The 22283-nt window shown below is 35.4% G+C and carries 24 protein-coding genes; 8 read left to right on the top strand and 16 right to left on the bottom strand.

What is annotated here, in order from left to right; genetic code table 11:
• Positions 1-1020 (top strand): GTPase ObgE, encoded by a 1020-nt coding sequence (obgE, locus tag CXF67_RS07715; protein ID WP_102088228.1) that lies wholly within the window; start codon positions 1-3, stop codon positions 1018-1020.
• Here obgE and CXF67_RS07710 read toward each other — a convergent pair.
• Complete coding sequence (locus CXF67_RS07710; RefSeq protein ID WP_102088238.1) at positions 1007-2158, bottom strand: sensor histidine kinase; 1152 nt, start codon at positions 2156-2158, stop codon at positions 1007-1009. The two genes, obgE and CXF67_RS07710, sit on opposite strands and share 14 nt — an antisense overlap.
• Before the next feature lie 117 nt (positions 2159-2275).
• Between CXF67_RS07710 and CXF67_RS07705 the strand changes: the two genes are divergently transcribed.
• The 3 genes from CXF67_RS07705 to CXF67_RS07695 all read left to right on the top strand — a co-directional run bounded on the left by CXF67_RS07705 (position 2276) and on the right by CXF67_RS07695 (position 4493).
• Positions 2276-3436 carry a 5-(carboxyamino)imidazole ribonucleotide synthase gene (locus tag CXF67_RS07705; protein WP_102088227.1) on the top strand — a complete coding sequence of 387 codons (1161 nt, stop codon included), beginning with the start codon at positions 2276-2278 and terminating at the stop codon, positions 3434-3436.
• Between the two features lie 4 nt (positions 3437-3440).
• On the top strand, positions 3441-3920 hold the full coding sequence (gene purE, locus CXF67_RS07700) for a 5-(carboxyamino)imidazole ribonucleotide mutase (RefSeq protein ID WP_102088226.1): 480 nt from the start codon (positions 3441-3443) through the stop codon (positions 3918-3920).
• A 93-nt stretch (positions 3921-4013) separates the two neighbouring features.
• Positions 4014-4493 carry a DUF4136 domain-containing protein gene (locus CXF67_RS07695; RefSeq protein WP_257984624.1) on the top strand — a complete coding sequence of 160 codons (480 nt, stop codon included), beginning with the start codon at positions 4014-4016 and terminating at the stop codon, positions 4491-4493.
• Between the two features lie 149 nt (positions 4494-4642).
• Here CXF67_RS07695 and CXF67_RS07690 read toward each other — a convergent pair whose 3' ends face one another.
• Genes CXF67_RS07690 through pyrR form a run of 8 tightly spaced genes read right to left on the bottom strand, consistent with a single transcriptional unit; the run spans position 4643 to position 11527 of the window.
• Positions 4643-5536, bottom strand: coding sequence for a Ppx/GppA phosphatase family protein (locus CXF67_RS07690; protein WP_102088224.1), 894 nt, complete (start codon positions 5534-5536; stop codon positions 4643-4645).
• A 5-nt stretch (positions 5537-5541) separates the two neighbouring features.
• Entirely contained in the window at positions 5542-7614 is a 2073-nt protein-coding gene (ppk1, locus tag CXF67_RS07685; protein WP_102088223.1) for a polyphosphate kinase 1, read from the bottom strand.
• Entirely contained in the window at positions 7614-8099 is a 486-nt protein-coding gene (locus CXF67_RS07680; RefSeq protein WP_102088222.1) for a SixA phosphatase family protein, read from the bottom strand. The genes ppk1 and CXF67_RS07680 overlap by 1 nt, the downstream gene beginning before the upstream one ends.
• A 1-nt stretch (position 8100) precedes the next feature.
• Entirely contained in the window at positions 8101-8748 is a 648-nt protein-coding gene (gene pdxH, locus CXF67_RS07675) for a pyridoxamine 5'-phosphate oxidase (protein WP_102088221.1), read from the bottom strand.
• A gap of 57 nt (positions 8749-8805) precedes the next feature.
• Complete coding sequence (locus tag CXF67_RS07670; RefSeq protein ID WP_102088237.1) at positions 8806-9714, bottom strand: ribonuclease Z; 909 nt, start codon at positions 9712-9714, stop codon at positions 8806-8808.
• 4 nt (positions 9715-9718) lie between these two features.
• Entirely contained in the window at positions 9719-10051 is a 333-nt protein-coding gene (locus tag CXF67_RS07665) for a ribonuclease Z (protein WP_102088220.1), read from the bottom strand.
• Complete coding sequence (locus tag CXF67_RS07660; protein WP_102088219.1) at positions 10041-10979, bottom strand: aspartate carbamoyltransferase catalytic subunit; 939 nt, start codon at positions 10977-10979, stop codon at positions 10041-10043. The genes CXF67_RS07665 and CXF67_RS07660 overlap by 11 nt, the downstream gene beginning before the upstream one ends.
• An 8-nt stretch (positions 10980-10987) precedes the next feature.
• Complete coding sequence (gene pyrR, locus CXF67_RS07655; RefSeq protein ID WP_102088218.1) at positions 10988-11527, bottom strand: bifunctional pyr operon transcriptional regulator/uracil phosphoribosyltransferase PyrR; 540 nt, start codon at positions 11525-11527, stop codon at positions 10988-10990.
• 137 nt (positions 11528-11664) lie between these two features.
• Here pyrR and CXF67_RS07650 point away from each other — a divergent pair, with 137 nt between their 5' ends.
• Positions 11665-12900: an Nramp family divalent metal transporter gene (locus CXF67_RS07650; protein ID WP_102088217.1), complete on the top strand. Its 1236-nt coding sequence runs from the start codon at positions 11665-11667 to the stop codon at positions 12898-12900.
• A 52-nt stretch (positions 12901-12952) separates the two neighbouring features.
• Here the strand turns inward: CXF67_RS07650 and dnaK are convergent, their stop codons facing one another.
• Positions 12953-14863: a molecular chaperone DnaK gene (gene dnaK / locus CXF67_RS07645; protein WP_102088216.1), complete on the bottom strand. Its 1911-nt coding sequence runs from the start codon at positions 14861-14863 to the stop codon at positions 12953-12955.
• 189 nt (positions 14864-15052) lie between these two features.
• Here dnaK and CXF67_RS07640 point away from each other — a divergent pair, with 189 nt between their 5' ends.
• Positions 15053-16492 (top strand): L-serine ammonia-lyase, encoded by a 1440-nt coding sequence (locus tag CXF67_RS07640; RefSeq protein WP_102088215.1) that lies wholly within the window; start codon positions 15053-15055, stop codon positions 16490-16492.
• A 59-nt stretch (positions 16493-16551) separates the two neighbouring features.
• Here CXF67_RS07640 and CXF67_RS07635 read toward each other — a convergent pair whose 3' ends face one another.
• From CXF67_RS07635 to CXF67_RS07620, 4 genes are all read right to left on the bottom strand, one after another.
• The gene (locus CXF67_RS07635) at positions 16552-17487 is read right to left on the bottom strand and encodes a peptidylprolyl isomerase (RefSeq protein ID WP_102088214.1); all 936 of its coding nucleotides are present in this window, start codon (positions 17485-17487) and stop codon (positions 16552-16554) included.
• A gap of 82 nt (positions 17488-17569) precedes the next feature.
• Positions 17570-18115: a Smr/MutS family protein gene (locus CXF67_RS07630; protein ID WP_102088213.1), complete on the bottom strand. Its 546-nt coding sequence runs from the start codon at positions 18113-18115 to the stop codon at positions 17570-17572.
• Positions 18105-18314, bottom strand: a complete 210-nt coding sequence (locus tag CXF67_RS07625; RefSeq protein WP_102088212.1) for a hypothetical protein — start codon at positions 18312-18314, stop codon at positions 18105-18107. Before CXF67_RS07625 ends, CXF67_RS07630 begins: the two co-directional genes overlap by 11 nt.
• Positions 18315-18345: 31 nt before the next feature.
• Complete coding sequence (locus CXF67_RS07620; protein WP_102088211.1) at positions 18346-19863, bottom strand: GH3 auxin-responsive promoter family protein; 1518 nt, start codon at positions 19861-19863, stop codon at positions 18346-18348.
• A gap of 78 nt (positions 19864-19941) precedes the next feature.
• On the opposite strand from CXF67_RS07620, the gene CXF67_RS07615 reads away from it, so the two are divergent.
• Entirely contained in the window at positions 19942-20739 is a 798-nt protein-coding gene (locus tag CXF67_RS07615; RefSeq protein ID WP_102088210.1) for a DUF2797 domain-containing protein, read from the top strand.
• 55 nt (positions 20740-20794) lie between these two features.
• Here CXF67_RS07615 and rpsU read toward each other — a convergent pair whose 3' ends face one another.
• Positions 20795-20989: a 30S ribosomal protein S21 gene (gene rpsU / locus CXF67_RS07610; RefSeq protein WP_015023026.1), complete on the bottom strand. Its 195-nt coding sequence runs from the start codon at positions 20987-20989 to the stop codon at positions 20795-20797.
• A 90-nt stretch (positions 20990-21079) separates the two neighbouring features.
• On the bottom strand, positions 21080-21811 hold the full coding sequence (locus CXF67_RS07605) for a biotin--[acetyl-CoA-carboxylase] ligase (RefSeq protein ID WP_102088209.1): 732 nt from the start codon (positions 21809-21811) through the stop codon (positions 21080-21082).
• A 90-nt stretch (positions 21812-21901) separates the two neighbouring features.
• On the opposite strand from CXF67_RS07605, the gene rsfS reads away from it, so the two are divergent.
• Positions 21902-22273 (top strand): ribosome silencing factor, encoded by a 372-nt coding sequence (gene rsfS / locus CXF67_RS07600; RefSeq protein WP_102088208.1) that lies wholly within the window; start codon positions 21902-21904, stop codon positions 22271-22273.
• Positions 22274-22283: the final 10 nt, after the last annotated feature.

The raw sequence follows: 22283 nt of genomic DNA, 5'->3' as shown, positions 1-22283 counted from the left end.
ATGACAGAAGGTAACTTTGTAGACTATATCAAAATACACTTAAAATCTGGAAATGGAGGAAAAGGCTCCGCGCATCTAAGACGGGAAAAATATATTCCGAAAGGTGGTCCAGACGGTGGTGACGGTGGTCGTGGTGGTCATATTATTTTTAAAACAAATAAAGATCTCTGGACCTTGTTTCATCTTAAGTTTAAAAGACACATTAGAGCTACACATGGAGGACACGGTGGTAAGGAAACAAGTACGGGTGCAGGAGGTGAGGATCAATACATAGAAATCCCACTAGGAACAGTTATCCGTGATACCTTAACCAATGAAGTGATTAAAGAAATGACGGAACATGAAGAGGAATATATCGTTGCACAAGGCGGAATGGGTGGTAAAGGTAATTCTTATTTTAAAAGTTCGACCAACCAAACTCCACGCTATGTTCAACCCGGTATTCTTGGTGAAGAACTAGATATTACTTTAGAGCTCAAACTTCTTGCAGATGTTGGATTGGTTGGATTTCCAAATGCAGGTAAGTCCACTTTACTTTCAGTTATAACCGCTGCAAAACCAAAAATTGCAAATTACGAATTCACCACACTAAAGCCCAATTTGGGTATTGTACAATACAGAGATTATAAAACTTTTGTAGTTGCAGACATTCCTGGAATAATTGAAGGAGCTGCAGAAGGAAAAGGGTTAGGCTATAGGTTTTTAAGACATATTGAAAGAAATTCAACCTTATTATTTCTTATTCCTGCAGATGCTGGAAGCGTTAAAAAACAATATGAAATCTTATTAGATGAACTTAGGCGTTATAACCCTGAACTCTTGGACAAGTCTAGAGTTATTGCAATTACCAAGACCGATCTTTTGGATGATGAGCTAAAAACAGAATTGGCTGAAGAAATTGAACATGCGTTTGATACTATTCCACACGTCTTTATCTCATCTATCGCACAACAAGGATTACAACCTCTGAAAGATTTGTTATGGAAAACATTGAACGAAGATAAGATTAAGAAAGCTTAGGTAGTCTTATTTCAAAGGTAGTCCCCTTCTCTGCAGAACTGGTTAAAACCCGAATTTTACCGTAATGATAATCTTCTATAATTCGTTTAGAAAGTGAGAGTCCAAGACCCCACCCTCTCTTTTTTGTGGAATAGCCTGGCTGAAAAATAGTTTTAAATTTTGAGGCTGGAATTCCTTTTCCAGTATCCTTAATATGGATTTTAAATCCATTCTTATCTTCAAATAACAGAAGACTTAGTTCCCCCCTACCCTTCATAGCATCGATAGCATTTTTGGTGAGATTTTCTATCGTCCAACTTAAAAGGACTGGATTCAGTTTACAAGTGAGTTTCTTATCTGGTAGCTCAACTGAAAACTCGATCAATTTAGAACTTCTATCTCTCAGGTAATTAAAAGAATGCTCCACCACTGTATTAAGGCTAGCCTCTTCCAAGGTGAGCTTTGAGCCTACTTTAGAAAAACGCTCCGTAATTGTTTTTAAGCGATCTATATCTTTTTCAATTTCCTTAATATAATCTGGATTGACATTTTCTGATCTTAAAATTTCCATCCAACCCACAAGTGAAGATAGTGGTGTACCTATTTGGTGTGCAGTTTCTTTAGCCATCCCTGCCCAAAGTTTATTCTTCTCACTGTTTTTTGCAGTGATATAATACAGGTAAATTAGCCCTAGTAAAAGAAAAATAATAAGCAAAAGGATAAAGGGATAATATTTAATTTTAGTAAGCACAGCAGAATCACTGTAATATAAATATTGCTTACCAACCTTATCTAAGTCAATGACTATAGGTTGATTTTGAGCTTTAATAGATTCAAAATATCGCCTGAGTTTTGTAGAGTCTTTTGAAATGCTTTCTGGAATATTATTGACCTCCTTAAATTGATTGAACTCATCAACAATAAACATAGGAATGTCATCATTGGCATTCAATATCTCCAGTTCGAGATTCAAATCTTGCTCTTCTCCTGCTTTATTTATCGATTCTTGGGCGGAAGACCATATCCTCATTTTTTCACGCTCTTCCTGTTTCACACCCTCATAAAACACAGAAATATTCCAGACAACAACCCCAATGACCACAAAAGAAGTGATTAAAATAAAAAACCTAGCATAAACTGTGTTTTCAAAAAATTTCATGGATTTATTATTTGCACAATAATAACGAAAAGCGATATGATGTAGTATACTTCTTTTAAAAATGAAATTTTTTGGAAAAGCACACACCACAGTAAGTAATTCTCTTATTTTTGTGTCATGACACATTACTTCTCATCCGACTTTAAACTTGGTATTTTAGGTGGAGGACAGCTAGGTAAAATGATGCTGTACGACACTAGAAAACTTGATATCCAAACCTATGTTATGGATCCAAACCCAGAGGCGCCTTCAAAAATTTCCTGTAACCATTTTGAGACAGGTGATCTTATGGATTACGATCGCGTCATGGAGTTTGGAAAACAAGTTGACGTACTGACTTTTGAAATTGAATTTGTAAATGTCAAAGCCTTAGAAGACCTAGAGGCTTCTGGAGTAAAAGTATACCCCTCTGCTGCTACTCTAAATAAGATTCAAAACAAATCTGTACAAAAGGAATTTTATAAAGCCAACCAAATACCTACAGCAGATTTTATGACTTATCCATCTCTAGACGCTTTGAAGAAAGATGTTTCTGAAGGAAAAGTCAAATTCCCCTTTGTATGGAAAAGCAGTACAGGAGGTTATGATGGAAAAGGAGTAAGTGTTATTAAATCTGAAAAAAATCTAGAGGCTTTGCCCAATGGTGAATGTCTTACTGAAGAGTTGGTAGATTTCAAAACTGAAATCGCTATTATTGTAGCGAGAAATGTCTCTGGAAATATCAAAACTTATCCGGTGGTGGAGATGGAATTTAACCCCCAAGCCAACCAAGTGGAATATGTGCTTTGCCCAGCAAGAATAGAGCCTTCTATTGCTGAGAAAGCAAGAAATTTAGCACAATTAGTATCCAATAGATTTGAACATGTAGGCTTGTTGGCCATAGAAATGTTTCTAACCCAAGACGATAATATCATTGTTAACGAAGTTGCTCCAAGACCACACAATAGTGGTCATTTTAGCATTGAAGGCAGTTATACAAATCAATTTGAACAACACTTAAGAGCAATCCTCGATTTACCTTTAGGAGAGACTTCCAGTAAAACCAACTCGGTTATGGTCAATTTAGTTGGTGACGAAAATCACACTGGAGATGTGGTTTACCAAGGCATCCAAACCATTATGGATATGCCAGGGGTAACTCCTCATATTTATGGTAAAAAACAGACATACCCTTTCCGAAAAATGGGACATGTCAACATTATCCATAGTGATATAAAAGAAGCTCGAAAAATTGCCGAACACGTCAAATCCACAATTAAAGTTATTTCTAAACACTAAAGCTATGGGTAAAGTTGCTATTATCATGGGAAGTAAAAGTGATCTTCCTGTTATGCAGGAGGCTATTGATATTTTAAAAGACTTTAAGATTGAAATAGAAGTCGATATCATATCCGCTCACCGAACACCTGAACTTATGATGGAATTTGGAAAACAAGCTCACCATAGAGGAATAGATGTTATTATTGCCGGGGCCGGCGGCGCTGCTCATTTACCAGGCATGGTAGCTTCTTTAACGCCTCTTCCCGTAATAGGTGTGCCTGTAAAATCGAGCAATTCCATAGATGGGTGGGACTCTATTCTTTCCATTCTACAAATGCCTAATGGCGTTCCTGTGGCTACAGTGGCACTTAACGGGGCAAAAAATGCTGGTATACTAGCCGCTCAAATCCTAGGAGTGAAGGATCAAAGTATCCAAGAAAAAATATTAAATTATATGAATCAACTCACAGTAAAGGTTCAGGAAATGAGAGATGATCTTTAATATTTTGGTAAGAAAGAGGTCGGTTAACAAACAAAATTCTAAATATTTAAAAAAATGAGAGTCAGCTTTAGCCTATTATTAATTATCCTTTTAATGATTTCATGTAACACACCAAAGGTATTTACCGACTATGCTGCAGAAACCAACTTTGGAGAATACAAAAGTTTTAATTTTTATGCCGTAGAAAATTCTGGCCTATCGCCTTTAGATGAAGACCGGGTTTACGTCACTCTAGTAGATAGTCTAGTTGGTAAAGGTTTTGAAGAAAAGCTTATTCCAGACTTCAAAATTAATTTCTTCGCTGAAGTATTTAATCAAACTTCAAATAGCAATTTTGGAATAGGCATTGGAGGTTATGCTGGTGGAATAGGAACTACGGTCTCCCCACAAAGCTCTAAACGAACCATTGCTCTGACTGTAGAATTTGCAGATGGATTAACCAATAGTTTATTTTGGCAAGGAGTCGTAGAAGCACGCTTTAAGGAAAATTTGAAAGGTAAAGCTAGGGAGGAATTTATTCAAAGCCTTGTTAGCGAAATACTTCAAAAGTATCCACCAGAATCAGAAAAATAATTTATCAACTTATAGAGAGTTAAGTTAAGCCTATAATGACACCTCTGGTTTTTTAAATCAGCCTTATACCAACCTATCCTTCAAATGTTGCATTTTATATTTTGCTTTTTCTTCAAAAGCAAAAGAACTCATTTTTAAAAACAATAGGCTTAAGACTTTGAGTTGTTGTACAAAGATTTTATAATTCCATCAACTAGACCAATCTTAGGCACATGTACAGATTTCGATCTACTCCATTTCATCGCTGATAAATAAATCTTTGCCGCAGGTATGATCACATCTGCTCGATCTTCGTTTAAGCTCAACTCTGAAATTCGCTCTTCATACGTAAAAGAGTTTAAAAGCTGGTAGTAAGAACTTAAGTAAAGATAAGACAAGGGGTTTCCTAGCTTTTTATTGCTGGATTTAAAAATGTTATTGATATTTCCACCAGATCCCACCATTTCAATTCTGGAATACGGTTTGGTAATAAACCTTACCCAAGCCTCCGCTTCCTCCCAGACATCCTTACTTATAGTATTGTTTAAAATACGAACTGTCCCTAGTTTAAATGACCTAGAATCGATGATTTTCCCGTGAGAAAACAAAGTAAATTCTGTACTTCCTCCACCCACATCAACATACAGATAAGTTTTATTGTTACCTACTAAAGTATGCAAGTCTGAGGCCGCAATAATAAAGGCTTCATCACTTCCATCAATTATTTCAATATCGATGTTGGCCTCTTTAGAGACTAAGTTTACCATAGCTTCACCATTTTTCGCATCTCTCATTGCAGAAGTTGCGCAAGCCCTATAGGCTTCAATTTTATGAGATTTCATCAATAAACCAAAGGCTTTCATGGTATCTACTACCCTTTGGCTGTTTTCATCTGAGATATAAGCTTTTGTAAACACATCTTGACCAAGCCTTATAGGCACTCTGACTAATGATGTTTTTTTAAAAGTTACTGGTTTATTATCTGGTTCGGTAATGGTAGAAATTAAAAGCCTAACGGCATTAGACCCAATGTCGATGGCTGCGAATTTTTTTATCGAAAGCATAACGATTACTTTTTGGTTTCTGCTGCTTGCAGTTTATTTTTATAATACGAGTAAGTTTCAAATTGACTTCTAAAATCTGGTCCAGACTTTGGCCTGTAAGCGTTTTCTCTATTAGAAGAGAAATCCCTTGCTTTTACATTATCCTTCCAAGAAATATTAAAGGTCTCTATCAGTTCTTGTTTAATATCATTATCGTAAATAGGGCAAGTCACCTCTACTCTATGGTCTATGTTTCTAGTCATCCAGTCTGCAGAAGAGATGAATACCACTGGGTTATTATCATTCTCAAAAATATAGAGTCTAGGATGCTCCAAAAATTTATCAACGATACTTATAGATTCAATGTTATCGCTCATACCTGGCACTTGAGGGATAAGGCAGTTTATTCCTCTTATAATCAATTTGATTTTCACACCAGCTCTACTAGCCTCATAAAGTTTATCGATCATTCCGTAATCTGATAAACTATTCATTTTAATAGAAATCCCAGATTTTTTTCCTTCTTGTTGATTTTGAATTTCTTGATCAATCAAAATTGAAAATTCTGTCCTTGTGTAGTGAGGCGAAACAATAAGGTGCTTGTATTTTTTAATTTTATAATTCACTTCAAAGAAATCGAAAACCTTGATGATATCTTTTAGAATACCTTGGTGTGCAGTAAACAAAGTATAATCTGTATAAATCTTTGCTGTTTTCTCATTAAAATTCCCCGTACTTATAAAACCATAATATTTTATTTTTCGATTTTCTAAGCGTTCTATAATACAGGTTTTGCAATGTACTTTAAGACCCGTTACCCCAAAAATGAGCTTAACACCTTCTCTTTCCATTTTCTCTGCATACTTTATGTTATTGGCTTCATCAAAACGGGCTTGAAGCTCGATAGAAACAGTAACTCGTTTTCCATTTTTAACCGCATTTATCAAGGAACTCGCTATATGTGAAACAGATGCCAATCGATAAATTGTAATCTTTATTGACTTTACTTTAGGATCTAATGCGGCCTCTCTTAAAAATTTGACGGTATAAGAAAAAGTTTGATAAGGAGTGTATTGCAAGAAATCCTTTTTAGAAATTTTTTCCAATAAACTCCCTTGAATTTCAAGTCCAGGAATTGGAAGAGGTACTATTCTATCGTACAATAAATGCTTAGCACCAAGGTCTGGGAAATTCATGTAATCTCTTCGGTTATGGTACTTTCCCCCAGGAATTAGACTGTCGGTAGTGTCAATTTCCATTTTATTCAATAAAAAGTCTAACGTATCTTGTTCAATTTCTTTATCGTACAAGAATCGAACTGGGTCGCCCTCTAACCTATCCTTTACGCTATCCATTAGCTTTTCTATATAACTTTTGCTCAAATCCCCTTCAAGATCCAACTTAGCATCTCTTGTAATTTTTACCATATGTGCAGAAATACTGGTATAATCGAAAATGTTAAAGATAACATTGAGATTAAATCGAATTAAATCATCCAAAAGAATAACATATTTCTTTCCGTCGTCAGAAGGAATTACAACAAAGCGTTCTACACTCGACGGAATCTCTATTAAAATATATCTGTTTGACAATCGATCTTTTTCAAACTGAACCATTTTCACAGCTAAATAAGCTTTTAAATCTGTCAAATTTGGAACATTGTCAATATCATTCAGCATAATTGTGACTAGGGCTGGACTCACTTTTTCTAAGAAAAATTCTTTTAAAAATTCAGCTTGATCAAGTGTGACTTCTGTTTCGTCGATGATAAAGATATCATGGTCCTTAAGCTGATGCTGGATAGAAGCCAAAATATCTAAGCTTTCTGCTTGATTTTTGATCACAATTTGTGTGATTTCCTTTAGCAGTCTACCCGCATTAAAACCGCCCAAAACTTTCTTACCTGATTTACCAGCTAGATCTATTCGCTTTACTGTGGCATAGCGTACTTTAAAAAATTCATCTAGATTATTAGAGAAAATCCCAAGAAATCGGAGTCGTTCAATTAGGGGAACGGATGGGTCTGCTGCTTCTTGTAACACGCGTTGATTAAATTTCAACCAACTTAATTCTCTATTATCGTATCTATTGTGATGCATTATCTCAAATGTTTTGGAAATAAGTATAAATTGGTTTGCCCTGACTGGACTTTCTTCCATGAGTCAATCTCAAAAAGGATACTTACAAGACCCGTTGTAGGCAAGTTTTGTATAGGTAAACTTCCCAATGTATTAACAAGCTCAGTATAGGCGGGATTATGGCCAAATAGCATTATAGTTTCAACTTCATCACTTACCTTACTTATAAACTTTAAAACATCAATTGCATTGAAAGTGTAGAGCTCGGGTTTGATATGAAAGTGATTATCTGTTATGTGTAACTCTTTTTGGAAGAGTTCCGCAGTAGTTAATGCTCTTTTAGCATCACTCGTAAAGACCTCGACAGGAAAATCTTTATAACTTTTAAAAGCAGAAATAACATGTTCTGCGTCTTTATATGCACGACTAGATAAAGGTCTTTGCCTATCTTCTACTGGAGAATCCCACGAAGACTTTCCGTGCCTTACAAAAATTATTCGTTTCATACTACGGAGCTAAACGTTCAATCTTCCAATCTAAATCATCAATTAGAGTAAATCTGAATCTGTCATGAAGTCGATTAGGTCGACCTTGCCAAAATTCCATACTCTGTGGTCTCACTAAAAAGCCTCCCCAGCTTTTTGGCCTTGGCACTTCTTTATTTTGGTATTTGTCTTCAAGAGATTTTAATTCATTTTCCAAAACTTCTCTATTTTCGATTATCTCACTTTGATTGGACACCAGAGCACCGAGTTGACTCCCTTTAGGTCTTGATGCAAAATAATTGTCTGAAACAGTGTCTGGAAGCTTTTCCGCCAAACCTTTTATAATGACTTGTCGTTCCATATTTGGCCAAAAAAAAGATAAGCAAGTCTTAGGATTATCAATCAAGGCTTTGCCCTTTTCACTCTCGTAATTGGTATAAAATACAAACCCATTTTCATCGTAATACTTTAAAAGTACGATTCGGTTTTTCGGAAAATCGTCTGCTCCAATTGTAGAAACAGTCATAGCATTTGTCTCGTCTAAACTGCCTGATTTTTCAACATCGTTAAACCATGATCTAAACTGCTGTAGTGGATTTTGATTTAAATTCCCTCTATCCAAGCTTGATTTTTCGTATGATTTTCTGTAATCGTGTAAATTGTTATCCATGGTAGCAAATTAAAAAATTAATGAATGAGAAACAATATAATTCATAAAAGATTCCTGCTAATCGCACCTAAATATTTTTCCGGTTTCTGCGTTTTCAGCATTATCAAAAACCACTTTAGCCTCTTTTTCAAAGAGAGACAGATCTTTATAACGCGCCGAAAAATGACCTAAAATTAATTTGTGAACTTTTGCTTTTTGTGCAATAATTCCCGCTTGTTTTGCAGTGGAGTGTTTGGTCTTGTTGCACAAGTGTTCTTGCTCCTCAAGAAAAGTAGATTCATGATATAGCAAGCTCACACCTGTAATTTGAGGAACTATATTTGGCTTAAAAGCCGTATCGCTGCAAAAGGCATAGCTAAGCGCAGGTTTGGGATCTTCGGTTATATCTTTATTGTTTATCAACTCTCCATCTTTGGTTTCGACATCTTTACCCTTGACGATACTTTTGTAATAAGCCTTATCGATATTTAGATCAAGAACTTTGTCGATGAGAAGTTTACGGTCGCCAACTTTAGCCTTAAATAGAAATCCATTGGTATAAATTCTATGATCTAATGGAATGGTTTCTACTGTTAATTTCTCATTATCCAAGATCATTTCAGACTTTGAAGACGCAAGAGTATGGAAAATTAAGGGGTAAGACATATAAGAATGACTAGCCTTAAACTGTAACTTTAGAATCTCCTCCAAACCTTTGGGAGCATGAATATGAAGTTCTGCAGTTCTACTTAATAAACTGAAGGTAGAAAGCAGTCCTATGAGACCGAAATAATGATCTCCATGTAAATGAGAGATAAAAATATGGCTCAAGCGAGAAAATTTTACTTTTTGCTTACGGAGTTGAACTTGTGTCCCTTCCCCACAATCAATGAGCATAAGCTCCCCATTTATATCAAGAATTTGAGCTGTGGGATGAGCATTTGCCCTAGGGGTAGCTGAGTGGCAGCCCAAAATGGTGAGTTGCATCATCTTAAAAGCCTAAATCTCTTTCGAGCTCTTCTAAACCAATGAGGTCCTCGGCTTCTTGCAGAGTTGGGACGACATGTATCTCCTCTGGAACTAAATCTATATTGATGGTATCATTAACAATCACAAAGGATTTTTTTCCTTTTCGATGAGTAGTCGATAATTTTAAAAACATAAGAAGCTCTTCTAAAGTGAGCTCACCATACTTAGTGATGTCCGTAACGATGTTTTTATCTTTGAACCGATCTTGTATTTGAGTTAAGAACTCTGCAAAGTCATTGACATCCTCTTTTTCATCTCTAAATATGGTATAATTATCTTTTTCTTCAGTTTTCATATTGCTTAATTTTTGAAGCTAATAGATACATGACTGCCATTCGAATAGCAACACCATTTTCTACTTGATTAAGGATTATGGAATGTTCAGAATCGGCTACATCACTTGTAATCTCAACGCCTCTATTAATAGGGCCAGGATGCATAATTGTGATAGGTTTGCTAAGGGTATCGAGAAGAGCCTTGTTAACTCCATATTGCTGAACATATTCTCTGGTACTAGGAAAATAAGAATGTTCCATTCGTTCATGCTGTACTCTAAGCATATTAGCAATTTCACACCACTCTAGAGCAGCTGTAAGATTGTATTCAACCTCGACCCCTAAGCTTTCAATATGCTTTGGAATAAGCGAATTAGGACCGCAAACTTTTACTTTAGCCCCCATTTTTTTTAAAGCAAATATATTGCTCAAGGCCACTCGAGAATGCATGATATCTCCAATAATCACAATTTTCTTCCCTTTTACATCACCGTATTTTTCTCGAATTGAATAGACATCTAAAAGAGCTTGTGTAGGATGCTCATGAACCCCATCACCTGCATTGATAATACTTGCCCCAATATGCTTTGAAAGGAAAACTCCAGCTCCAGGATTAGGATGACGCATGACGACCATATCTACCTTCATAGCCAAAATATTATTGACTGTATCCACCAAGGTTTCCCCTTTTGTTACCGAGGAAGAGGAGGCAGAAAAGTTAATAATGTCTGCGCTCAATCGCTTTTCTGCCAATTCAAAAGACAAGCGCGTACGGGTACTATTTTCAAAAAATAGATTAGCAATTGTAATATCTCTTAAACTCGGAACTTTTTTGATCGGTCTATTGATGATTTCTTTAAACTGATCTGCAGTTTCAAAAATAAGGTGAAGATCTTCAGTGGTAAGATATTTTATTCCTAGTAAATTTGAAACACTAAGTTCTTTCATAATTGGCTTTAGTTATTCATAAGATAAATGGCATCTTCTCCATCATTTTCTTTCCAACACACTTTCACATGTTCATCGTTAATGGCGTCTACCTTTCTGCCATTATAATCTGGCTGAATGGGTAGGTGCCGGCTAAATCGTCTATCGATAAGAGTAAGCAATTCAATTTTTGAAGGTCTACCAAAAGATTGTAGTGCAGTTAAAGCTGAGCGAATACTTCGTCCTGTAAAAAGAACGTCATCTATCAAGACGACATTTTTATTTTCGACAATAAAATCAATTTCAGTTTCATTAGCTTTTAGCATCTTATCGCCTCTTCTAAAATCGTCTCTGTAAAAGGTAATATCGAGTTTACCGACTTTTAAGGCGTTCAACCCATAATCTTTATCTAGGATATGATATAATCTCTGTGCTAAGAAACTTCCTCTAGGCTGAATGCCTATAAGGGCTGAATTTTGAAAATCTTTGTGGTTTTCGACTAACTGACAAGCTAAGCGATGAAGAATAATGTTGATTTCTTTTGCGCTAAGAAGCAATTTTTGACTCATCCCGATTTAGTTTAGTGACGCAAAAGTAATTAAAATAAGCTGTAATGATAAAAAGTAATTTCACTTTATGATTTAACTATTGAAATTGTGACATTTTGAAAAAATAGTAATAAGATTGTCAAAATTTAGAACCCCATTTGAAAGCTCTACTTAAATACATCGGACCAGGTTTTTTATTGGCAGGCGCAGCTATTGGGGTTTCACATTTGGTTCAAGCTACAAGAGCAGGTGCTGATTATGGTGTAGTTTTAATTTTCGCAATTTTGATTGCTTGTCTTACCAAATATCCTTTTTTGGAATTTGGATCAAGATATGTCTCCTCCACTGGGAAAAATTTAATAGAGGGCTACAGAACTCTCGGGCGATGTCACGTCGTTATTTTTGCGTTAATCACCATTTTCACTATGTTTATTATCCAAGCCGCCGTAACAATTGTTTCTGCTGGTTTAGCTGAATATTTGTTTGGTTTTGGTTGGTCAAATTTTACTTGGTGTCTAGTATTGTTGATATTCTGCATTCTGATTCTACTTATAGGAAAGTATAATAAATTGGATTTATTGATGAAAATTGTCATAAGTCTTTTAACCATTTCAACGCTTTTTTCTGTCATCATTGCTGGCTTTCAAGTTGATTTTTCAACCATCAGTTTCAATAAATCTACCGAATTATGGACCCTTAGTGGTATTGGTTTCATCATTGCATTAATGGGATGGATGCCAATTCCTATAGATGCAGCGGTGTGGCATTCCTTATGGGCAAGAGAAAAAACCCTTCAAACCAAATACCAGCCAAATTCTAGAGAAGCAAGTTTAGATTTTAATATTGGTTATTTATCAGCAACTTTTCTAGGTGTCTTATTCTTTCTAATGGGACTTTTATTAATGAACGGCAGCGACATAATATTTGCATCTGCTAGTGTGCCTTTTTCGGCACAATTAATAGAAATGTACACTCAAACCCTAGGAGAATGGAGTAGAATTTTAATTGCATTTATTGCTTTTATCACTATGTTCAGTACCACCCTAACGGTAACCGATGCCTTTCCAAGAGTGATGTCAAAATTGGTACAAAGCGAAAAACAAACTCATAAAAAATTCAATGCTTACCATGTCTTTATAATTATCATACCGATGATAGCGCTTGTAATTCTTTATTTTTTGAATAGTACTTTTACAGTTTTGGTAGATTTTGCGGCTGGATTATCATTTTTAGCGTCTCCAGTTTTAGCTTGGTTTAATTTGAAATTGATTATTCAGAATAAAAACAAAGATCTTATTAAAATTAGCCCTAACTATTTACTGTTTTCTAGAATTTGTTTATTCTTTTTAGTTTGTTTTGGCTTAGGATATCTAGTTTTTAAATTTTTATCATAAAAAAAAACCGCTCAGAATTGAGCGGTTTTAGTACTATTAATGTGAATCTATTTTATTTCACTTCTTCGAAATCTACATCTTCAACATCGCTGTCTTCGGTTTTCTTGTCATCACCAGCATCTTTATCTGGTTGTTGATCTCCTCCACCTTTTTGTGGATCAGCTTGTGCTTTATACATTTCTTCAGAAGCTGTTTTCCAAGCTTCATTTAATTTATCTAAAGCTGGAGTAATTGTCTCTAGTTCTTTAGTTTCATAAGCTGCTTTTAGCTCTTCTAAAGCATCTTCAACAGGCTTTTTATTATCGGCTGAAATTTTGTCTCCAAATTCACTCATTTGGCTTTCAGTTTGGAAAATCATAGCATCAGCTTCATTGAGCTTATCTACTTTTTCTTTAGTCTTCTTATCTGCTTCAGCATTAACTTCTGCTTCTTCCTTCATTTTTTTGATTTCCTCTTCAGTCAATCCAGAAGACGCTTCAATTCTGATGTCTTGAGACTTACCAGTTGCTTTATCTGTAGCGCTTACTTTAATAATACCATTGGCATCAATGTCAAAAGTAACTTCAATTTGAGGAGTTCCTCGTTTTGCTGGTGGTATACCGTCTAAGTGAAATCTACCAATAGTATTGTTATCTTGTGCCATTGGACGCTCACCTTGTAAAGCATGTATTTCTACACTTGGTTGATTGTCTTGAGCGGTAGAAAAAACCTGAGATTTTTTAGAAGGAATCGTTGTATTAGATTCAATTAACTTGGTCATCACACCACCCATAGTTTCAATACCTAAAGATAATGGAGTCACATCCAATAGCAATACATCTTTCACATCTCCTGTTAACACACCACCTTGGATACCTGCACCTATAGCAACAACCTCATCTGGATTTACACCTTTACTTGGTTTCTTACCAAAAAAGTCTTCAACAGCTTTTTGAACAGCAGGAATACGAGTAGAACCACCAACTAAGATGATTTCGTCGATATCACTTTTGTTTAGACCTGCAGCTTTAAGTGCTTTTTCACATGGAGTAATGGTTCTTTTAACCAATCCAGAAATCAATTGCTCAAATTTTGATCTAGAAAAAGTTCTTACCAAGTGTTTTGGTCCGCTTTGAGTAGCAGTGACATACGGAAGATTAATTTCAGTTGTACTAGAAGAAGACAATTCAATTTTAGCTTTCTCAGCAGCTTCTTTCAATCTCTGTAAAGCCATAGCATCATTTCTAAGATCTATGCTTTCATCTTTGATGAATTCTTCAGCTAGCCAATCGATAATCACTTCATCTACATCATCACCACCTAAATGGGTGTCACCATCTGTTGCTAATACTTCAAAAACACCATCACCTAATTCAAGGACAGAGACATCATGTGTACCTCCACCAAAGTCAAATACTGCAATTTTTTGATCTTTATCCTTTTTATCCAAACCGTAAGCCAAAGCTGCAGCTGTAGGCTCGTTTATAATTCTGCTTACTTTTAACCCAGCAATCTCTCCAGCTTCTTTAGTCGCTTGTCTTTGTGAATCGTTGAAATAAGCAGGCACTGTAATGACAGCTTCGGTAACCTCATGACCTAAATAGTCTTCAGCAGTTTTCTTCATTTTTTGAAGGATCATCGCCGAAAGCTCCTGAGGAGTATACATTCTGCCGTCGATATCTACACGAGCAGTATCATTTTCACCCTTCACCACTTTGTAAGGGACTCTTTTTATTTCTTTAGTAGATTCTGAGAATTTATTTCCCATAAATCTTTTGATAGAAGCTATCGTTTTTTCTGGGTTAGTGACTGCCTGTCGTTTTGCAGGATCACCAACTTTAATTTCACCATCTTCTACGAAAGCAATTACAGATGGAGTTGTTCTTTTACCTTCAGCATTAGGAATAACAGTTGGCTCATTACCTTCCATTACGGAAACACATGAGTTGGTTGTTCCTAAATCTATTCCTATAATCTTACTCATAATTAAATATTTTAATATTCTTAAAAATTGATTTCGTTTACAAAAAGTCAATCATTATGCCATCAAAACACCTATGACATACTGTCATATTCAATTATAGCTTTTCTTTCTACACATTTTGAAGAATTATGAATTTAATCTCGAAAAAAACTTGAATATTTGTAGATCGATAAACAAAGCTTAAAAGAAATGAAGAAAATTGAATGTATTAGCGTTTTTGATATGTTGAAAATAGGCATTGGCCCCTCAAGTTCTCATACACTTGGACCTTGGCGTGCTTCTCAACGATGGATAGATGAATTGAAAAAGGATGGGCTTATAGATGAAATTGAGAAAATAGAAATTCAGTTATATGGTTCTCTGTCCTTAACTGGCAAGGGGCATGCTACAGATATTGCTGCCACACTTGGCCTTTGTGGTCATGATCCTGTAACTATGGATATCAACCTGATAGATGTTGAAATTGACAGAGTTAGGAAGGATGGAAATTTAAATTTCAACAAAACACGCTTTATCAACTTCGATTTCGATAACGATATAGTGTTCTTAAAATCATTTAAAGAATTTCATCCTAATGGAATTACATACTTAGGAACTTTAAAAAATGGTAAAACTGTTGAATCCACGTTTTACTCGATTGGTGGTGGCTTTGTTGTAAAGGAAGATAGAGAAAATGCAAAACAAAAGAACGAAGAACTTAAAAAATTCCCCTTTCAGATAGACTCTGCTTTAAAGCTTATAGAACATTGCAAGGCTGAGAAAAAAATCATTTCTGAAATTGTTCTAGAAAATGAAAAGTCTTTGAGAAGTGAACTCGAAATAGACTCTGGTCTTCAGAAGATATGGGAAACCATGCTGGAATCGATGTACATAGGTTGTCATACTGAAGGCACTTTGCCTGGAGGACTAAATGTAAATAGAAGAGCTGCTAAAATGAACAAGAATTTACTAGCAGATAAGTTTGAAACGTACAGCACTCCACAAGAATGGTTAGAGACTATTCGAACTAAAGAAGTCAAATTTAGGCAAATCCTGCAATGGGTAAGTTGCTTTGCCATTTCTGTAAACGAAGTTAATGCTTCTTTGGGAAGGGTTGTGACAGCACCTACCAACGGTAGTTCTGGAACAATGCCTGCCGTTATGATGTATTATATGGTTATCGAAAACCACGAGGCTACTTTTGAAGACCTTAAACGCTTTATGCTTGTTGCAGGCGAAATAGGAAGTTTATTTAAAAAAGGAGCCACTATTTCTGCGGCTATGGGTGGTTGTCAAGCAGAAATTGGTGTGTCTTCCTCTATGGCAGCTGGAGCCCTTACAGAGTTGATGGGCGGATCTCCAGAACAAGTTCTAATGGCTAGTGAAATAGCTATGGAACACCACTTGGGGATGACCTGCGATCCTATTGCAGGACTTGTTCAAATCCCATGTATAGAACGCAATGCTATGGGAGCCATAAAAGCGATCAACGCTGCAGAAATCGCCATGGAATCTGATGCTTCAAAGGCTAAAGTTCCTATGGACAAAGTCATTGCAACCATGTGGGAGACCGCTCAAGATATGACCTCCAAATACAAAGAAACCTCGGAAGGTGGATTGGCTATACAAGTAAATATGAGTGACTGCTAATAAAAAACCCCTTTTGAATCTCAATTCAAAAGGGGTTTTTAGTTTATGAGTATCTCTTATTAAGATTTAACCTTCATCAATTCCAAGTCAAAAATCAAGATAGAATTAGCTGGAATAACTCCCCCTACTTCCTGGTCACCGTAGGCTAAGTTTGGTGGTATTACGAATTGAGCTTTCGTCCCTTCTTTCAGCAACAATAAACCTTCATCCCATCCTTCGATAACATGCCCGGCTCCTACGGGAAACTCAATTGGCTCTTTTCTCTTGTAAGAAGAATCAAATACATCACCATTGACCAAGCTTCCTTTGTAATGAACACTTATGTTTTGACCCTTTTTAGGGTGTGGCCCACTTCCTTCATTGATGATTTGGTAACGCAAACCGCTTTTAGTCTTTTGAAATCCCTTTGAAATAGTTTCTAATTGATCTTCATGCTCGGCGCTTTGCTTAGCTTCTTTTACATTTTTTGAATTCTTAAAATTTTCAAAACTTTCTACAGCATCAAAAGCTTTGGCTTTATCACCAACGCGTTCTATTTCTACAGAGTTTAAAGCATCCTTCATCTCTATGCTATCCACGACATCTTGCCCTTCTAGCACATAGCCAAAAACGGTATGTTTACCATCTAACCAACCCGTAGGGCCATGAGTAATAAAAAACTGACTCCCGTTGGTTCCAGGACCTGCGTTTGCCATAGACAAAACTCCAGCTCGGTCGTGTTTTAATTCGGGATGAATTTCATCATCAAATTGATAACCTGGACCTCCAGTGCCATTACCCTTTGGATCTCCACCTTGTACCATAAAGTTCTCTATGACTCTATGGAATTGCAAATCGTTATAATAAGGTGTTCCTAAGTCTTTCGCCGTATTTTTTAGTTTACCTTCTGCTAGACCTATAAAGTTCCCGACGGTGCCGGGAGTTTTTTCAAAGGTCAACTGAACTATAATTTTACCTTTGCTCGTATTAAAATGAGCATATATTCCATTTTCCATAACTTACTTTTTTTGCAAATTTAAGATTAAATCTTATTTACCTGTCGAGTCTATGAATTTTTAAACCTGAATTATTCAAATTTTATTGATTATAAATAAAAATTTCAGTAGCTCCTAAACCGTATTTTTGATAATCTGCATCGTAAAATTCAACTTGGTCATACCGTCTAAAAAGAGTGTATAATTCTGCTTTTAAAACACCCTGCCCAACGCCATGAATAAAAACAATGCGTTTAATTCTCTTTTCGATAGCAAATTCGATTTTCTTTCGAGTGTGTTCCAGTTGAATATTTAGCATTTCAAAATTGGAAAGCTGTCCAGATCTATCGACCAAGTTATGAATATGAAGATCTACTTCCATCGCCGACTGTTGTCTTTTAGGCTTTTGAGAGGGTTGTTTGGGTTTTCGGTTGAGATCAGCATTCAGTTTTTGAATTAAACTGTCATCTCCCATATCGATGTCCAAATCGCCTTCGATTTTTATCACTAAAGAAAATGGAACTTTCATTTCGAAGCCATCAGAGGTTTCAAAAGTAACTTCATGGTCCTCTACTTTTATAACAATACCAGACACGTTATCGTCGAGAAGTTCTACACTATCTCCTATCCTAAAATTTTTATTGCTCATCTTCAGAAGATTCTTCATTATCTTTAGGGTTGTCTTTTGCCCACTGCTTGGTCGAATTATATAAACCCACCATGAGAATAACCAAGCCTCCTATTTTTATAAATACATTATCATCCGTATCGATAAGATCGAAGATAAGAAGACCTGCTCCAATAATAATAAAAGCTGTATAAATAGCTTGTCTTTTAGTATTGATCATGTTTAAAGATTTTTAAAAATCAAAGGTAAGTTCAATTTCTGTTTAGAGACAACAATTCCTCTAGGTATTGCCGATCGTTGGATAATCTCGGAATTTTATGCTGGCCTCCCAATTTATTATTTTGCTTTAACCAATGCTGGAATAGCTTAGGTCTAGCTTCATGAAGCGTCAATAGATCTAAAGTCATATTATTATAGCGCTTAGCTTCATAGTCACTGTTGATGTCTTGTAGATTTTGATCTAAACATTTTCTGAAATCGTTTACACTGCAAGGGGGTTTCTTAAATTCAATAATCCATTCATGCGCCCCTTTCTTTTTACCTTCCATAAATATAGGAGCCGCTGTATATTCTATAACCTCGCAATCAAATTCGCAAGCTGTTTTCTTAATGGCAGCCTCTGCGTTTTCAATAATAAGCTCTTCACCAAAGACATTAATGTGATGTTTGGTCCTCCCTGTGACTCTAATTCTAAATGGATCCAAACACGTAAACCGGATTGTATCTCCAATTTTGTAACGCCATAATCCTGCGTTGGTTGTAATCACTAATGCATAATTTTCATTCAGTTCCACTTCACTTAAAGGAATTACTTTTTCATGAGGAGTGCCGTGAGTAGACATGGGAATGAATTCAAAGAAAATCCCATAATCCAACATCAAAAGCAAGTCATTGGAATCATTTAAGTCTTGAGCGGCAAAAAAGCCTTCTGAAGCATTGTAGATTTCATAATACTTCATTTTAGAGCTTTTAATAAGTTTGTCATATTGATTTCTATAGGGTTCAAAACTTACACCTCCATGAAAATAAACTTCAAGATCTGGCCACACTTCATCAATAAAAGATTTCCCAGTTGTTTTGAGCACATCGTTCATTAGCACTAACATCCAAGAAGGGACACCAGCAAGACTTGTCACTCGCTCTTTTATAGTTTCGTCCACTATAGCTTGCATTTTTGTTTCCCAATCGCTCATCAAAGAAACACCACTGCCTGGAGTACTGCTGAAACTTGCCCAAAAAGGCATATTATAAATAAGCAAAGCAGAAAGATCTCCATAGGAAGTTCCATTGCTTTGGTAAATTTCTTTACTTCCACCAAGTCTCAGGCTTTTACCTGTAAATAGTTTGGAATCGGGATTATTATTGAGATAAATACAAAGCAAGTCTTTGCTTGCGGCATAATGGCAGTCTTCCAGAGACTCTTGGCTCACAGGTATAAATTTGCTTTTGGCACTGGTAGTCCCACTAGATTTGGCAAACATTGTAATAGGTGTTGGCCAAATAAGATTACTTTCACCACGTCTGCTACGCTCAAAAGTAGGCTCTAAGTCTTCATAAACTTGAATAGGAAGCCTCTCTTTAAAAGTATCATAATTTTTTATGCCATGAAACCTATATTTTTTTCCAAATTCCGTATTTTGGGCCTTATAAACCAAATCCATAAGTAATTCGTTTTGGACTTCATTAGGATGTTTTTTAAACAATTCCATATGATGAATGCGCTTTTTCAAAATCCAAGAAGCTATAGAATTTACAATCGGTATGGCCATACAATGAATATATTTAAATTCTGAATTCTTAACTCTTAACTTAGTTAACGGTTAACAATTCATCAAACTTAATAAAAAATGCAATATAGAGGAGTCTTAAGAAAAATGAAAACTGAGAATAATGAAGAAGTCGATTATTTTCTAGAATTTGAAAATGATATTGTTCACATCAATCAATTACTAGATAAGGAAGTAGCGATTTATTTTGTAGAATATCAGTGTTTAAACTGCGGAAAAAATAAAAAAATATTCAGACAAGGTTTTTGTTATGACTGTTTTCAAGAAATTCCTAGTGCAGGAGATTGGATTATGCGTCCAGAATTAAGCAAAGCTCATTTAGGGGAAGAGGATAGAGATTTGGACTACGAGAAAAAAGTACAATTGAAACCTCATATTGTTTATTTAGCTAATTCCAGTAACGTAAAGGTAGGAGTCACTCGAAAAAGTCAAATTCCGACGCGTTGGATAGATCAAGGCGCTCATAAAGCGATTGTTATCCTTGAAACTCCAAATCGATATCTAGCTGGCATAACTGAGGTAGCCCTAAAAAAACATGTCGCTGATAAAACCAATTGGCGAACCATGTTAAAAAATGAAATCGAAGACAAAAACTTAGCAGAAGAACGCGATAAGCTCAAAGAATTTATACCCGATGAAACCAAAGAGTTTTATCTTAAAGACGCACAAGAATTTTCTATGAATTTCCCTGTTATTGAATATCCAAAAAAATTAAAAAGCTTAAACTTAGAAAAGAATAATTCTTTTAAAGGAAAACTGAAAGGAATAAAGGGCCAGTATTTGATTTTTGAAAACGATGTAGTCTTCAATGTTCGAAATAGTGAAGGCTATGTTGTGGATTTTGAAATATTATCTTAAACAAGAATACCCTGTGATTATAAATCACAGGGTTTATATATCCATGTAAAAAATACTACATATTATCCTTCTCTCTCAGAGTTTGGATATATTGAGCTTTTTTCATATTTTGTCTTTTTTCAACAGATTTTTTCGTGAATTGTTTCTTATCACGTAGAGTTTGAAGAACTTTAGTATCTCTAAACTTTCGCTTAAGACGCTTTAATGCTCTTTCAATTTTCTCACCATCTTTAACTTTAACTACTAACATACAATGATTAATTATTTACAGTTGACATAAATTTTCGAATCGCAAATATATATAATTCAAACTTTCCTACCTTCTATAAATTAATAATTTTTAATATTTAATTTGAATTTCTTTTATATCAAAGGAATCTATTCTATCCTCCTCAAATTCAACAATCAACCGACCGTAATTATCTACACCCCTAAGTAATCCTTGTATAAGACTCCCGTCTGGATATTGATACATACCAACTTTATTATATTTGAAAAGATGAGAATAATACAACTCCAATACATCATGATAACTAGAAGTATTAAACTTTATAGGGATATTTTCAATTTCAACAAGCAAATCTTTCAGAAGGATCTCCAAATCGAAAGCGCTTCGGGTGATAGATTTCAAAGAAGACGCTTTAGGCAGTCCTGGAAACTCATCTTGATTAACATTGAGACCGATACCGATGACGCTAGCTCCAGCTCGGTTTTGGTTAAACATATTTTCTATCAATATCCCTCCTATTTTAAACTGACGTGACAGGATGTCGTTAGGCCATTTTATTGATAACTTAGGAGTATTATACTTTTCTAGAGTCTTTACAAGCGCTAAAGCAACCAATGCACTAAGCTTAAACGTTTGTTTGTGTATATCCTCTAAACCAGGAAGGTAGACACTGAAAGTTAAGTTCTTTCCCGCCTGACTTTGCCAAGCTGTTCCCCGTTGTCCTCTACCAGAAATTTGGTTGTCTGCCACCAAACAACAGGGTGCTTTTATAGAATTCAATTTTACGTAGTCCTTTAAATAACTATTTGTTGAACTTGTGGCATCAACTTTGACTAGTTTCATTGAGAGCTTATATATCGAATAATCTTTTGTTAACTGTGGCAAAAAAAGGGATTAAAAACCTATTTTTGCGTTAAAAATCAAGGAATTTTAATGGGTACGAAAAAAGAAAACTTAGACCAACTTATTACAAATATTATACAAGGTATAGAAGAAGTTAAAGGAGATGATATACAAATTATAGATTTGAGAGAACTTGAAAATACGGTTTGTGATTATTTCATAGTTTGCTCTGGTAATTCCAACACACAAGTAAATGCTATTGAAAGTTCTGTAAGAAAAGCGGTGAGCAAAGCATTGCACGACAAACCATGGCACGTTGAAGGACTCGAAAATTCCCAGTGGGTATTGATGGATTATGTGAATGTCGTTGTTCATGTTTTCCAGAAGCAAATTAGAGAATATTACGACATAGAAAGCTTATGGGGAGATGCGAAAATAACATCTGTACAATCTAATTACTAAATAAGAGAGC

This window comes from Psychroflexus sp. MES1-P1E, from assembly GCF_002836055.1.
Taxonomy (GTDB): domain Bacteria; phylum Bacteroidota; class Bacteroidia; order Flavobacteriales; family Flavobacteriaceae; genus Psychroflexus.
This window is presented reverse-complemented; position numbering and strand designations above follow the sequence as displayed.

Excerpts from the sequence above, each read along its gene's own strand:
- CXF67_RS07660 (WP_102088219.1), bottom strand. The coding sequence starts at position 10,979 with ATGAAAGAACTTAGTGTTTCAAATTTACTAGGAATAAAATATCTTACC.
- CXF67_RS07615 (WP_102088210.1), top strand. The coding sequence starts at position 19,942 with ATGCAATATAGAGGAGTCTTAAGAAAAATGAAAACTGAGAATAATGAA.
- rsfS (WP_102088208.1), top strand. The coding sequence starts at position 21,902 with ATGGGTACGAAAAAAGAAAACTTAGACCAACTTATTACAAATATTATA.
- CXF67_RS07640 (WP_102088215.1), top strand. The coding sequence starts at position 15,053 with ATGAAGAAAATTGAATGTATTAGCGTTTTTGATATGTTGAAAATAGGC.
- CXF67_RS07625 (WP_102088212.1), bottom strand. The coding sequence starts at position 18,314 with ATGATCAATACTAAAAGACAAGCTATTTATACAGCTTTTATTATTATT.
- CXF67_RS07695 (WP_257984624.1), top strand. The coding sequence starts at position 4,014 with ATGATTTCATGTAACACACCAAAGGTATTTACCGACTATGCTGCAGAA.
- CXF67_RS07605 (WP_102088209.1), bottom strand. The coding sequence starts at position 21,811 with ATGAAACTAGTCAAAGTTGATGCCACAAGTTCAACAAATAGTTATTTA.
- purE (WP_102088226.1), top strand. The coding sequence starts at position 3,441 with ATGGGTAAAGTTGCTATTATCATGGGAAGTAAAAGTGATCTTCCTGTT.
- CXF67_RS07680 (WP_102088222.1), bottom strand. The coding sequence starts at position 8,099 with ATGAAACGAATAATTTTTGTAAGGCACGGAAAGTCTTCGTGGGATTCT.
- CXF67_RS07710 (WP_102088238.1), bottom strand. The coding sequence starts at position 2,158 with ATGAAATTTTTTGAAAACACAGTTTATGCTAGGTTTTTTATTTTAATC.
- CXF67_RS07620 (WP_102088211.1), bottom strand. The coding sequence starts at position 19,863 with ATGGCCATACCGATTGTAAATTCTATAGCTTCTTGGATTTTGAAAAAG.
- CXF67_RS07670 (WP_102088237.1), bottom strand. The coding sequence starts at position 9,714 with ATGCAACTCACCATTTTGGGCTGCCACTCAGCTACCCCTAGGGCAAAT.
- obgE (WP_102088228.1), top strand. The coding sequence starts at position 1 with ATGACAGAAGGTAACTTTGTAGACTATATCAAAATACACTTAAAATCT.
- pdxH (WP_102088221.1), bottom strand. The coding sequence starts at position 8,748 with ATGGATAACAATTTACACGATTACAGAAAATCATACGAAAAATCAAGC.
- CXF67_RS07705 (WP_102088227.1), top strand. The coding sequence starts at position 2,276 with ATGACACATTACTTCTCATCCGACTTTAAACTTGGTATTTTAGGTGGA.
- CXF67_RS07635 (WP_102088214.1), bottom strand. The coding sequence starts at position 17,487 with ATGGAAAATGGAATATATGCTCATTTTAATACGAGCAAAGGTAAAATT.
- rpsU (WP_015023026.1), bottom strand. The coding sequence starts at position 20,989 with ATGTTAGTAGTTAAAGTTAAAGATGGTGAGAAAATTGAAAGAGCATTA.
- pyrR (WP_102088218.1), bottom strand. The coding sequence starts at position 11,527 with ATGAGTCAAAAATTGCTTCTTAGCGCAAAAGAAATCAACATTATTCTT.
- CXF67_RS07665 (WP_102088220.1), bottom strand. The coding sequence starts at position 10,051 with ATGAAAACTGAAGAAAAAGATAATTATACCATATTTAGAGATGAAAAA.
- CXF67_RS07630 (WP_102088213.1), bottom strand. The coding sequence starts at position 18,115 with ATGAGCAATAAAAATTTTAGGATAGGAGATAGTGTAGAACTTCTCGAC.
- CXF67_RS07690 (WP_102088224.1), bottom strand. The coding sequence starts at position 5,536 with ATGCTTTCGATAAAAAAATTCGCAGCCATCGACATTGGGTCTAATGCC.
- dnaK (WP_102088216.1), bottom strand. The coding sequence starts at position 14,863 with ATGAGTAAGATTATAGGAATAGATTTAGGAACAACCAACTCATGTGTT.
- ppk1 (WP_102088223.1), bottom strand. The coding sequence starts at position 7,614 with ATGCATCACAATAGATACGATAATAGAGAATTAAGTTGGTTGAAATTT.